Raw genomic sequence first — 11,984 nt, 5'->3', positions numbered from 1 at the left:
AAACGACGATTACTGACAGACGCTTGCCAGCGCCAGTGTAGGGAATTTGCCAACAGTTCCAACACGGAGAAAAGAACAGCCTTGGCCATCATCTCGCAAGGCACGAGGAAACAAAGAGCCATCCGTATTTCCAGCTATGGCGGATGGCTTGTTGTCAGAGCAATCTAAGGCGTGAAACCCATTGCTTGTTGTTATGTAATCAGCAGGCCCGATTCAATTATGTGGCTCTCTTTTAATAAAACGCATTCCGTTAGAATTTTCAGTGCTTCCGTCTTGGTTCACTCTCGGAACAACGATAAGGCGCTGGTTTGGCCTGCTGACCTGCTCGGGTCGCTGCACTGGTCGTTGAACAGGAGGTCGTGCATAACCATCGTTACGCTCGCGCCCGGTCCGGCGTGAATCATTCCGCCATCGGTCTGAACGATAATCGCGGCGATCGCGATAATAGCGTGAATCGTATCTCGGGCTATTTCGATAAGTGATGGCAGAGCCCGAATAGTATCCGCCATATCCCGGGCCGTAATCTCTGTAGCCATCATAAGAATATGACTCACTGACGCAGCCAGCCAATGTGATTGATAGAACTATGACCGTGCTGATAGATGTCAATGCTTTGAAAATGGTCATAATCTGCTAGCCTCGTTTGGTGAACACTTTGATCATGATCATCGGCCCTCAGGTGTTAAAGCGCAAGTCACGAAATTAACAGTTCGTGTTATGGTCCGAGATCACAACACGCGACGCAGTTGTTGCTCGTCAAGCCTTCAATGTGATACTATTCGCCTCTAGGAGTTTTGGCGCATTCGAATTGCCAGAAGCCTGATACCGTCGGCAATGCGAGTGATGGGAATGGATGAATAGGCAATACGAAAGTAACGACAGGGCCTGTCATCGCTCCAGAAAAATGGCGCACCAGATTCGATAAGCACACCATCATCACGAAGATCACGGGAAAGTTTGTCGGCATCCATGCCTTCAGGACCCTCGATCCAGAAGGCAGTCCCGCCAAAACCTGACTTGCCAGCAATCTTCAATCCTTCCTGTTTTAACGCGTCAATCATAACGATGTGGCGTTTGTGGTATTCAAGGCGCATGCGATGAATGACTGCATCGTAGTGGCCGAGCGCAAGAAAATAGGCAGCGGTTCGTTGCAGATGGCCGGGGGGATGGCGCAACATCAACGCGCGTAGCGCTCTCGCCTCCCGAATGACAGTTGCCGGTGCTACGAGGTAACCAAGCCTCAAACCCGGGAAAAGTGACTTCGAAAAGCTCCCTACATAAAGAACACGACCATATTGATCGAGGGATTTCAGTGCCGGGGTTGGAGGCTGAAGAAAACTCATCTCGAACTCGTAGTCGTCTTCCACAATGACAAAATCACGCTCTGCTGCTGCTTCCAGAAGTGCAATGCGTCTTGCGCGTGGCATCGTTGCAGCTGTGGGCGACTGATGGCTTGGTGTAACAAACACCGCATCTATCCCGTGGGGAAGCAATTCAGGTGGCAAACCACCTTCATCAACGTCAAGTGCCGTCACTCGAGCACCGGTAAGATGAAGTGTGGCACTAATATCGGGATGTCCGGGATTTTCGCAGACGACATGCGAATGATTTGTCAAAAGCAAATGACTTACAATCCAGAGCGCATTCTGCGCCCCAACCGTTACCAGTATCTCATCGGGTTCTGCGCGAATACCTCGGCTCGGCAGGGTCCGTGACCGGATGTAGTTCACGAGTTCTATATCGTCGGCCGCGGCGAAATCACCCGCCATGAGAACGAAGTCTTCACGTGCCAGAGCACGCCTGGCGCAATCGCGCCACGCAGAAAGATCAAATAACGTATGATCCATTTGCCCGTAAAGAAATGGGTAGCGATACCGGCGCCAATCGAGAGGCTTCCGAATGGTTTTAGCGATATTGAAGCCGGGCCGCAGCTTGGAAGACCAGTCCACCGCGTTGGCGGATAACTGTAAGAAGTTCTCGTCCGGCCGACTGATCGGAGGCGCTACGGAAACATGATATGCACTACGCGAGTGAACTTCGAGATAACCCTGCGAGACAAGCTCCTGATATGCCAATGTCACGGTTAGTCGAGATATTTTCAAATAATCTGCCAGTCCTCGCGTCGATGGCATGCGCGCTCCCGGTAAAATCGCCCCGGAAAGAATAGCAGATACGGTTGTCTCACGAATTTGCGCCTGCAATCCTGTATTTCGATTGCAGTCTATGAAGAAAATAGTTGGTGAGACTGCCCTCAAATCTTGCTCCTAATGAGTCAGCAACGATACAGAACCTCCTGTTCCATTGCAGTTGCTTACAATTGATGGTCGCGTTTTTCTTTCAGATTCTCCAAATCCAAAATTTTGCCGCTAAGGGAATTTTTTAGACTGGCCCTCCCGGCAAAACCACCTTCTCCGAAGAACTGGACTTATTGTCTGTTCTAACTGGCTATAAGCCAAATCTATGGAGATGGCTATCGTTCGTGATCGGAACTGAAGATTGGCGGAAAACGTCAACGGGCATGCCGAAGTCAGCCATGGTTCATAAATGGAAGGGGAACTCCATGAACTATTTTACAAGCACGAAACGGGTGATTTTATTTTCAGCGCTCGCAGCTGTTTCAACATCAGCGGCTAACGCGGAGACGACCGTCGTCGTCGGTTACCAGCAAATCGTTGGTCCATTTCTCACGGCTATCGCGGACGGAAGATTCGATGCGGCAGCCAAAGAAGCCGGATATAAGATTGACTGGCGACAATTTGCATCGGGCGGCGATATTTCGACCGCACTCGCATCCGGCAATGTGCCAATCGGCGTGATCGGATCGACAGGTATCGCGGCAGCATCCACACGTGGTGTCGAACTCGAGCTGTTCTGGATACTGGACAATATCGGCAAATCAGAAGCACTCATCGCACGCGAAGGCTCCGGCATCGAAAAACCTGAGGATTTGAAGGGTAAGAAGATCGGTGTACCATTCGTCTCCACAGCGCACTTTCATCTTCTTGTAGGGATGAGTGACATCTGGAAGATCAATCCACGCGACGCAGAAATTCTGAACATGACCCCGCCGCAGGTCGTTGCTGCGTGGCAGCGCGGTGATATCGATGCCGCCTATGTCTGGCCACCGGCGCTCTCTGAAATTCTTAAAACCGGCACGGAAATCGCTAATTCCGAAGAGATCGGCAAAAAAAGCGTACCAACGTTTGACGGACTTGTTGTGGACAAGAGCTTTGCGGCTGACAACCCGAAATTCATGGCCGCTTTCACGACAGTGCTTAAGAATGCCTATGCCGACTACAAGGCAAATGGCGGCCAATGGACAGCAGATTCCGACCAAGTTAAGGCAATGGTGAAACTAATCGGTGGCAATGCGACTGATATACCGGACGCGCTAAAACTGCTGTCTTTCCCATCCGCTGAGGAGCAAGCGTCTCCAACATGGCTCGGTGGAGGCAAAGAAAGCGGCGCGCTAAAGTCCATCACTCAGAGCGCAAAATTTCTCGTCGACCAAAAACAGCTCGACAAGGCTCTGGATGATTACAGCGGCTATGTAAATGGCAGCTTTGCCGAAGCCGCAGCAAAGTAATTACGCGAAGTAAATCAAGCGACTCTGCCAACGTAGGCTCGTTGAGCCCAGTTGTACTGAGATGGTTCCGCGCATTCCTTGTGAATGCAACTTTGCAAGCGAGCGAAATGGCCGGAACCACTCCTTCGTTCCCGAAAGGCGACGCTATGGAAACCTTGAACATATCAAATGTCAGTTTGACCTATCCAGGTCTTTACGTGGAAGAAGCAGTCATTGCACTCAAAGGTGTCAATCTGCGGATCGACAGCGGCGACTTCGTTGTAGCACTTGGTGCGTCTGGTTGCGGAAAGACGACCCTCCTCAATCTGATGGCAGGTTTCATGATCCCCTCAGCGGGAGAAATTACTCTTGGCGGGCGGCTTGTGCGAGGACCAGGCGCGGACAGAGGCGTCGTTTTTCAAAAGCACGCGCTACTCCCATGGCTAAATGTGGTCGAAAACACTGAGTTTGGACTTAAACTTCAGGGTGTCGCCAAAGCACAACGCCGAGAACGTGCTACTCAAAATCTGGCACTGGTCGGCTTGCAAGATTTTCACAACCATAAGATTTATCAGCTTTCAGGTGGCATGCAGCAACGTGTGGGCATTGCCCGCGCTCTCACCTGCGATCCTGCAATGTTGCTTATGGATGAGCCTATGGCAGCGCTCGATGCCCTCACGCGTGAGACTATTCAGGAACTGCTTCTGCGCGTGTGGCAAGTCACGAATAAAATGTTCTTCTTTATCACTCACAGCGTCGAAGAAGCTCTGTTTCTTGGCTCACGGCTCATTGTTATGTCGCCGCGCCCAGGACGGATCACCCATACGTACGATCTGGACTTCAATCGGCGTTTTCTGGAAAGCGGTGACGCGCGCGCCGTTAAATCCAGTCCCGACTTCATCAAGATGCGTGAGACAATTCTGGGGATTATTTATGGCGATGAACGTGCATCAGGAAACCCGGAACTGGCCCATGCTTGAGTTACTTACTCGGGCACGGCCGGTTAAACCCGGGAAGGTATACGGCGCTCCCGGTGACGGAAATAGCGGCTTTATCAGTCTGGTCACAGCACTGCTATTGCTTGGAATTTGGTTCTTGGTGACTGGCATGGGCTGGGTGAAACCCCTGTTTCTACCTTCTCCCTTCGCGGTCTATGATAAATTTATACTTGCCATGACCGATGGCGTCGCCAACTCAACATTGGTTGAACACACGCTCGCCAGTCTTGGTCGCGTCCTTGGTGCCTTCGCAATCGCCTGTGTTACGGCAGTCCCCATTGGTATCATGATGGGTATGAGCAGATTCTGTCGTGGCGTGCTCGACCCAATTATCGAATTCTACCGTCCGCTGCCTCCGCTTGCTTACCTGCCCCTGATCATCATCTGGCTCGGAATCGGCGAATTTCCGAAAGTGTTCCTTATTTACCTTGCGATCTTCGCTCCATTAGCCATAGCAGCCAGAGCAGGCGTTCGCTCGGTTTCGACTGAACAAGTCCATGCTGCATACGCGATGGGTGCTTCGCGAACACAGGTTATAACCCAGGTCATAATGAAAGCGGCCCTTCCGGAAATTTTCACAGGCATGCGGATCGGTATTGGTGTCGGCTGGACGACACTGGTTGCTGCAGAGATGGTGGCGGCACATCGCGGTCTGGGCTTCATGGTGCTGAACGCCGCGCAGTTCTTGGCCAGTGACACGGTCATCATGGGCATTATCGTCATCGGAGTATTTGCTTTCGCCTTTGACCTTTTAATTCGTCATCTGGAAAAAGTGCTGATCCCCTGGAAGGGTAAAATCTGAGGGCAGCGAATATCGGGTAGCCCCACCAACAAGGTCCAAGTTTTTGAAGGAACGACGCGGCAGAATTACCGCGTCACAGGAAAGCTTTGCCCTGTTTCTGGGCAGGTTGGAATTTATCAAGGAGCACTGAAATGTCTGCCGGAAACCTTACGGAGAAGCAATTTTCCAACCTGTTTGATGCTTTCAATCGCCATGACATTGAAGCGATCATGGAATTTTTTGACGAGGATTGCGTGTTCTACACCGTGGCCGGCGAGGAGGTTTACGGCACACGCCTACAAGGCAAAAAAGCAATCGCCAGTGCATTCTCAGCGGTATGGGGCGCCATGCCCGATGCCCGCTGGGACGGACACAGGCATTTTGTGTGTGGAAATCGCGCAGTATCGGAGTGGACGTTTTTCGGAACGGATGCAACCGGTGCACGTGTCGAAGCAGAAGGTTGCGATCTCTTTACTCAGAGAGGCGGCAAGATCACCCGTAAACAGGCATTTCGCAAGAACCGGCCTTTGCTGACGGCATAAGCCTCGCTTGCGCCCGTCGGTGATTTGGAGGACCGACCGATGAACACTCACACGACTAACACATATTCCGCCAGACAACCCTTCGATCCTGCTTATGATCCAGTGGTTGCGAAGACGCCCGGACAAGGACGTGATTACGCGCCAACATACTGGATCGGGACAGCTGGCACGGCACCCGAAGATGATGGTCCTGTTACTTCAGACATCGATGCCGATGTTGTGATTGTCGGTTCCGGATATACAGGACTGTCAGCCGCTATCCACCTTGCTCGTGATCATGGCATTAAAGCAATGATACTGGAGGCCAATGCAGTTGCATGGGGATGCAGCACACGCAATGGCGGTCAAGCCCAGATTTCTGCCGGCCGGCTTAAACGGTCGCAATGGATTGAGCGTTGGGGCGTGGATATCGCAAAGAAACTGCATAGGGAAATTTCAGAAGGGTTCGATCTATTTCGCGCGCTTATAGCCGAACCAGAAATTGAATGTGAACCGCAGGATGGCGGTCATCTTTATATTGCTCACCGCGAGAAGGTGGTCCCTTCGCTGGTCAAGGAATCCCGCTTACTCAATGAAGTGTTCGGCTATCGAACTCAGATGATGAGCCGTGATGAAATCCACGACCGCTTTATCCGGGATCAGGAAGCCTGTGGGGCGATGTACGAACCCGATGGCATCGGAGTTCATGCCGCCAAGCTTGCCTTCGGCTATCTCCGACTGGCCCGTAAGCTCGGCGCAAAGGTCCATACTGCAAGCCCTGTTCTCAGCTGCCGAAAGGATGGAGATTTCTATCACCTCCTAACGCCAAACGGCACAGTAAAAGCCCGGCAGGTTTGCTTCGCGACAGCGGGCTATACTTCACCTGCTCTTCACTCGCTCACACGCCATCGATTGATGCCGATACTGTCTAATTCCGTAGTAACCCGACCACTGACCGCAGATGAGAGAGAAGCATGTGGTTTAAGGACTGGAATCCCACTAACCGACACCCGAACGCTTCGCCACTACTATCGTTTTCTGCCAGATGGACGAATGCAGATCGGCAGTCGCAGTGCCATAACCGGGGCGGACGCACCCAACTCCAAACACTACGACTTGTTGCTTGCAGGTCTTTACCGAAAATTCCCGGCTTTGACCGATATTAAGATCGACTATTCCTGGTGGGGCTGGGTGGACGTCAGTCATGACATGATGCCCCGCATCGTTCGCCCAGATCCGAAGCAGGAAATCTACTATGCCATGGGCTATGGCGGGAATGGCGTTATGTATTCCGCACAGGCGGGACGCCGGGTTGCCCAATTGATGGTCGGTCGCGGGCAAGAACTGGACCTGCCAATATTCACATCAGAACTGCCAAGCTACGGCATGTTGACGCCATTTCGGCGCATAGGTCAGCGTGCCATGTACCGCTGGTATGCGCTGAAAGACGAGATCCTTTGAATTATAACGAAAGGTATGCGCCATGAAAATGACGACGGAAGAAGCGTTCGTAAAAGTCTTGCAGATGCATGGGATTGAACATGCATTCGGGATCATCGGCTCTGCAATGATGCCTGTTTCTGACCTATTTCCCAAGGCCGGCATTGCATTCTGGGATTGTGCACATGAGACCAATGCCGCACTGATCTGCGACGGCTATACAAGGGTGACCGGTAAAATGGGCATGGCGATCGCCCAGAACGGCCCGGGCGTGACCGGCTTCGTCACAGCCATCAAGACTGCCTACTGGAACCACACTCCAATGCTGCTCGTGACACCACAGGCAGCCAACAAGACCATAGGTCAGGGGGGCTTTCAAGAAGTTGAACAGATGGCGCTGTTTGAAGATATGGTTTGCTATCAGGAGGAGGTCCGCGATCCATCACGCATCCCGGAAGTTCTTAATCGTGTTATCGAGAAGGCATGGCGCGGCTGTGCGCCCGCACAAATCAACGTTCCACGTGATTTCTGGACCCAGGTCATTGACGTTGATTTGCCCCAGATCGTGCGGCTTGAGCGGCCAAGTGGTGGACGCGACGCCATCGCTGAAGCCGCAAACCTTCTCACAGGCGCAAAATTCCCAGTTATTCTCAACGGTGCTGGTGTCGTTATCGGCAACGCGATCGCTGAATCCATAGCACTGGCCGAAAAGCTCGATGCGCCGGTTTGTTGTGGTTACCAGCATAACGATGCTTTTCCCGGTAGCCATCCGCTTTCGGTTGGACCACTTGGCTATAATGGTTCCAAAGCGGCTATGGAACTGATTGCCAAGGCTGATGTGGTTCTGGCACTTGGGACCCGGCTCAATCCATTTTCAACGCTACCTGGATACGGAATTGATTATTGGCCCAAGGACGCCAAGATCATTCAGGTCGATATTAATCCAGACCGTATTGGCCTCACCAAAAAAATCACGATCGGCATTTGCGGCGATGCAAAGCAGGTCGCCCAACAGATCTTTGAACAGCTTGGAGCGAATGCTGGAAATGCCGGCCGCGACGAACGCAGGCAAATGATTCACCAGCGCAAATCGGCGTGGCTGCAACAGCTATCGTCGATGGATCATGAAGATGATGATCCAGGCACGCAATGGAATTCGGATGCCCGTGAGCGCGAGAAACAACGAATGTCGCCGCGACAGGCATGGCGCGCAATTCAGGCCGGAATGCCTAAGAATGCAATTATGTCTACAGATATCGGGAACAACTGCGCAATTGGCAATGCCTACCCAACTTTTGAAGAAGGACGCAGATATCTGGCACCGGGAATGTTCGGGCCATGTGGATATGGCTTTCCATCAATCGTTGGTGCCAAAATAGGACAGCCCGATACGCCTGTTGTGGGTTTCGCGGGCGATGGTGCTTTCGGAATCTCTATGAACGAAATGACGTCCATCGGCCGCATTGGGTGGCCGGCAATTACAATGGTCATCTTCCGCAACTATCAATGGGGTGCGGAAAAGCGCAATACAACGCTTTGGTACGACAATAACTTCGTGGGGACTGAGCTCAATCCAAACCTAAGCTACGCGAAAGTTGCAGATGGTTGCGGTCTTAAAGGTGTCATGGTCGATACCCAACATTCATTGACCGAGGCATTGGAAAAAGCAATCGACGCACAGGCCAACGGCATAACGACCTTTATCGAGGTTATTCTAAATCAGGAATTGGGCGAGCCTTTCCGGCGTGACGCTATGAAAAAGCCCGTTATCGTCGCCGGGATTGATAAGTCTGATATGCGAGCACAAATGCCTGTTTAGCGATCTTGCCGGGAGGTCTTCCTCCCGGCTTTTCAATGAGATTTTGCCATGCTTCCTTTGGAAAATATTCTCGAAAAAGCCCGATTAAAGCCTGGTCACATTGTGCTGGCGGAAGGCGAAGACCCGCGTATCATCGAAGCCGCATTGCGTGCTGAACACGAGAGGATTGCGCGTATTACCCTGCTGGGTTCTAAAGATATTATCATCGAAAAGCTCGGTGGCGGACGCATAAATGTCCTTGACCCGGTCACCTCGAATAAAAGTGCCACCTATGCACAGCAACTCTATCAGTTGCGGCAACCCAGAGGGATGACAGAACATCAAGCAGAGGCGATCGTCAGGACGCCGCTGGGTTTCGCCGCTATGATGGTACGTACAGGTGATGCGGATGGAACACTTGCCGGTGCAGTCGCGACGACAGCCGAAGTCGTCCGCCATGCTTTGCAGATTATCGGCAAGGCAGAGGGAGCGAGCCTGGTATCGAGTTTTTTTCTAATGCTGCTCTGCCAATCACATCATCAGAAAAAAGGTGCCTTCATTTTTGCTGATTGTGGTCTTGTCATCGAACCCGATTGTACAGAATTGGCCGAAATCGCAATACAATCCGCAGACTCTTATAAGCAGTTGACTGGAAAGGACTCCGCAGTTGCAATGCTCTCCTTCTCAACAAGCGGGAGCGCTGCGCATGAACGGGTTTCGAAAGTTGTTCAGGCCACAGATCGGGTGCGTGCCAGCAGACCAGATCTTTGCATCGATGGGGAAATACAATTTGACACTGCATTTGTCGAAGCAATAAGCCACACCAAGTCACCGGCTTCGCCGCTAAAAGGCAATGCGAGTGTTTTCGTGTTTCCCAACTTAGAGTCTGCCAACATTGGATATAAGATTGCCCAGCGCATTGGCGGTGCACAAGCCATTGGTCCGGTGCTTCAAGGCCTTGCCAGACCCGCAAACGATCTCTCCCGGGGATGTAGCGCCGATGATATATTTCATATGATCGCAGTCACTGTAAATCAGGCGAGCAAAGTGGTATCCAATAAACCTCAATCATTGATCTGAAAACTAGCTAGTCAGCATTTAGAGCTCAACTATACAACCTTCCCTGTATTGGAGATGTATGAGATCGTCGGTCGGTCGGAGATTGAAATCGATGGTCATTTCGCCAAACATAGCAAGAAACTAAAATCGCACCCTCCCGCTCGACGCCCCCACACTCGGATGAAAGTGCTTTTTGAGCAAGAGCTGCTACTTAGCCCATCGACCTTCATAAATAAAAGCCGGTGCTTTTTCGATTTCCTCTTTGGTAGAATTCATTACCGCTGACCATTTTTTTTCGTCATCAAAATAGGTTATGTCTACTGCATCAGGACGGACGACGACAAATTTCTCACCAACTCCCAAAAACCCTCCTACCGACACTATATATCCTGAAAGTTGACCATCAGAGAGGATGAGATCCTTGATTTGGCCAATGTTCGTATTGTCTCCATTCAAGATGTTGAGACCAATCAGATTATAGCTCAAAACATCTGTTGGCTTTGCCGTGACAAACACTTCGGTATCAGTTTCCTCTGTCATTGTGGCAGTCTGCGCGTTTGCAAATGCAACCATTGCAAGAGCGGCAGTAGCAGACAGGATAATACGACGCATCAACATTCTCCAGAACAGTATTATGGTGTTGTTGTTACTGTCAGAATGCAATCGAAGGGACATTTGTTCCATGAGATGAAGGACGCTCTCGCCATAAACTTATCTGCGCCACGCCCCCCTCAAGAGCCAGCAGTTCAGGATCGGATGACACCTCCCGTAAAGACACAGGCGGTAACTTTACGTTACTGGAAATAACGATAATTCCCTTCAACGACCCACCAGCACTCCGCTAGATGTTCCTCCCCCCTCCAATAACCAATGATGTTAATTCTATGAATGATAAATACACATTGCCGGATCTGAGCGGCGTTCTCCCTATCCGACCGGTTCAGGTGAAAAGGCATGGCTTTGCGGATAGATGGAAGTTGTTATTCCTTGCCATTACCTTCGCAATCATCTCCCTTGTCGTAACAGTCCTCTGGGGACCAGGACTTTACTCGGATTACCTGATCAAAAAAGACCCGCTTATAATTGAAGATTCCACCATTTTTGATGGAAGCTGCCGTTCCAAGAAAATGATCACTGACTGCAAGGCAACGCTTTCCTATCGCTACGAGGGCGAAACCAAGCTTAAATCCGTCGACTTTTCCTTCGTGAGCCTATCTAGCGGTGATTATGAGACCGAGGTGGTTGTTGAGAAATCGAACCCCAACAATGCCACACTCACATTGGCACTCGACGAATTCTGGAACCGCCTCGGCGTCGGCATCGCCCTTGTTGGCATCATGTTGGGCTGTTCGATACTGTTCATAAATCGTTTTCTGCAGATTTCGAGGGCCATATCTGCAAGTAAGAAGGCATCAGAGCTAACGCTTGACTGGGCGAAGATCGTGTCGCGCAAAGACAGCAGGGGTCGCACTAAAGTTGGCTACATCCCGCAACTCGCAGCCCACAAAAAGCGGACGATACTCTCAAGCTTTGGCAAAGCCGAGACACCTTATCTATATTATGACGCGAAAAACGACGAAACATATGGTCTTGTGGCGGCTCACCCCTATGACACTTTGCCCATCCTCTTGGACGATCAATTTGCGCGTCTTGAGCTTTCTTCAGTTGAGATCGAACAGCTGCAGCAGGCGCTCAACAGTCGTCTGAACAAGCCTGATTAATAATTTTAACGCCAATTCGGAAAACGGGGTTGGCGTTTCAAACACCCCTTGTCGAAACAAGGGTCTGATACATATCAGTCATCATCGTATCAGACACGGAG

At 51.2% G+C, this 11,984-nt stretch carries 10 protein-coding genes; 8 read left to right on the top strand and 2 right to left on the bottom strand.

Annotated features, from left to right (window positions below):
* Positions 1 to 785: 785 nt before the first annotated feature.
* On the bottom strand, positions 786 to 2,255 hold the full coding sequence (pdxR, locus tag QSJ70_RS03635) for a MocR-like pyridoxine biosynthesis transcription factor PdxR (protein WP_285534837.1): 1,470 nt from the start codon (positions 2,253 to 2,255) through the stop codon (positions 786 to 788).
* 305 nt (positions 2,256 to 2,560) lie between these two features.
* Between pdxR and tauA the strand changes: the two genes are divergently transcribed.
* The 7 genes from tauA (at position 2,561) to pta (ending at position 10,183) form a co-directional block, all read left to right on the top strand.
* Positions 2,561 to 3,586, top strand: a complete 1,026-nt coding sequence (gene tauA, locus QSJ70_RS03630) for a taurine ABC transporter substrate-binding protein (protein WP_285534836.1) — start codon at positions 2,561 to 2,563, stop codon at positions 3,584 to 3,586.
* A gap of 146 nt (positions 3,587 to 3,732) precedes the next feature.
* On the top strand, positions 3,733 to 4,545 hold the full coding sequence (locus QSJ70_RS03625) for a taurine ABC transporter ATP-binding protein (RefSeq protein WP_285535095.1): 813 nt from the start codon (positions 3,733 to 3,735) through the stop codon (positions 4,543 to 4,545).
* Entirely contained in the window at positions 4,538 to 5,365 is an 828-nt protein-coding gene (locus QSJ70_RS03620; protein WP_285535094.1) for an ABC transporter permease subunit, read from the top strand. The genes QSJ70_RS03625 and QSJ70_RS03620 overlap by 8 nt, the downstream gene beginning before the upstream one ends.
* A gap of 131 nt (positions 5,366 to 5,496) precedes the next feature.
* Positions 5,497 to 5,886: a nuclear transport factor 2 family protein gene (locus QSJ70_RS03615; RefSeq protein WP_215777246.1), complete on the top strand. Its 390-nt coding sequence runs from the start codon at positions 5,497 to 5,499 to the stop codon at positions 5,884 to 5,886.
* A 39-nt stretch (positions 5,887 to 5,925) separates the two neighbouring features.
* Positions 5,926 to 7,326: an NAD(P)/FAD-dependent oxidoreductase gene (locus QSJ70_RS03610; RefSeq protein ID WP_285534834.1), complete on the top strand. Its 1,401-nt coding sequence runs from the start codon at positions 5,926 to 5,928 to the stop codon at positions 7,324 to 7,326.
* A 22-nt stretch (positions 7,327 to 7,348) separates the two neighbouring features.
* Positions 7,349 to 9,124, top strand: a complete 1,776-nt coding sequence (xsc, locus tag QSJ70_RS03605) for a sulfoacetaldehyde acetyltransferase (protein WP_285534833.1) — start codon at positions 7,349 to 7,351, stop codon at positions 9,122 to 9,124.
* A 48-nt stretch (positions 9,125 to 9,172) separates the two neighbouring features.
* On the top strand, positions 9,173 to 10,183 hold the full coding sequence (gene pta, locus QSJ70_RS03600; RefSeq protein WP_285534831.1) for a phosphate acetyltransferase: 1,011 nt from the start codon (positions 9,173 to 9,175) through the stop codon (positions 10,181 to 10,183).
* Between the two features lie 186 nt (positions 10,184 to 10,369).
* Here the strand turns inward: pta and QSJ70_RS03595 are convergent, their stop codons facing one another.
* Complete coding sequence (locus tag QSJ70_RS03595; RefSeq protein ID WP_215777252.1) at positions 10,370 to 10,774, bottom strand: PRC-barrel domain-containing protein; 405 nt, start codon at positions 10,772 to 10,774, stop codon at positions 10,370 to 10,372.
* A 272-nt stretch (positions 10,775 to 11,046) separates the two neighbouring features.
* Between QSJ70_RS03595 and QSJ70_RS03590 the strand changes: the two genes are divergently transcribed.
* Positions 11,047 to 11,883 carry a hypothetical protein gene (locus QSJ70_RS03590; RefSeq protein WP_285534830.1) on the top strand — a complete coding sequence of 279 codons (837 nt, stop codon included), beginning with the start codon at positions 11,047 to 11,049 and terminating at the stop codon, positions 11,881 to 11,883.
* Positions 11,884 to 11,984 lie beyond the last annotated feature (101 nt).

Origin of the sequence: Brucella sp. NBRC 12950, assembly GCF_030268145.1 — a bacterium.
Lineage (GTDB): Bacteria > Pseudomonadota > Alphaproteobacteria > Rhizobiales > Rhizobiaceae > Brucella.
The sequence above is the reverse complement of the archived record's forward strand: the minus strand, read 5'-3'. Positions and strand labels throughout refer to the sequence as shown.

Coding starts and splice junctions, on each gene's coding strand:
- QSJ70_RS03610 (WP_285534834.1), top strand. CDS start 5,926: ATGAACACTCACACGACTAACACATATTCCGCCAGACAACCCTTCGAT.
- QSJ70_RS03595 (WP_215777252.1), bottom strand. CDS start 10,774: ATGCGTCGTATTATCCTGTCTGCTACTGCCGCTCTTGCAATGGTTGCA.
- QSJ70_RS03625 (WP_285535095.1), top strand. CDS start 3,733: ATGGAAACCTTGAACATATCAAATGTCAGTTTGACCTATCCAGGTCTT.
- tauA (WP_285534836.1), top strand. CDS start 2,561: ATGAACTATTTTACAAGCACGAAACGGGTGATTTTATTTTCAGCGCTC.
- QSJ70_RS03615 (WP_215777246.1), top strand. CDS start 5,497: ATGTCTGCCGGAAACCTTACGGAGAAGCAATTTTCCAACCTGTTTGAT.
- QSJ70_RS03620 (WP_285535094.1), top strand. CDS start 4,538: ATGCTTGAGTTACTTACTCGGGCACGGCCGGTTAAACCCGGGAAGGTA.
- pta (WP_285534831.1), top strand. CDS start 9,173: ATGCTTCCTTTGGAAAATATTCTCGAAAAAGCCCGATTAAAGCCTGGT.
- QSJ70_RS03590 (WP_285534830.1), top strand. CDS start 11,047: ATGAATGATAAATACACATTGCCGGATCTGAGCGGCGTTCTCCCTATC.
- xsc (WP_285534833.1), top strand. CDS start 7,349: ATGAAAATGACGACGGAAGAAGCGTTCGTAAAAGTCTTGCAGATGCAT.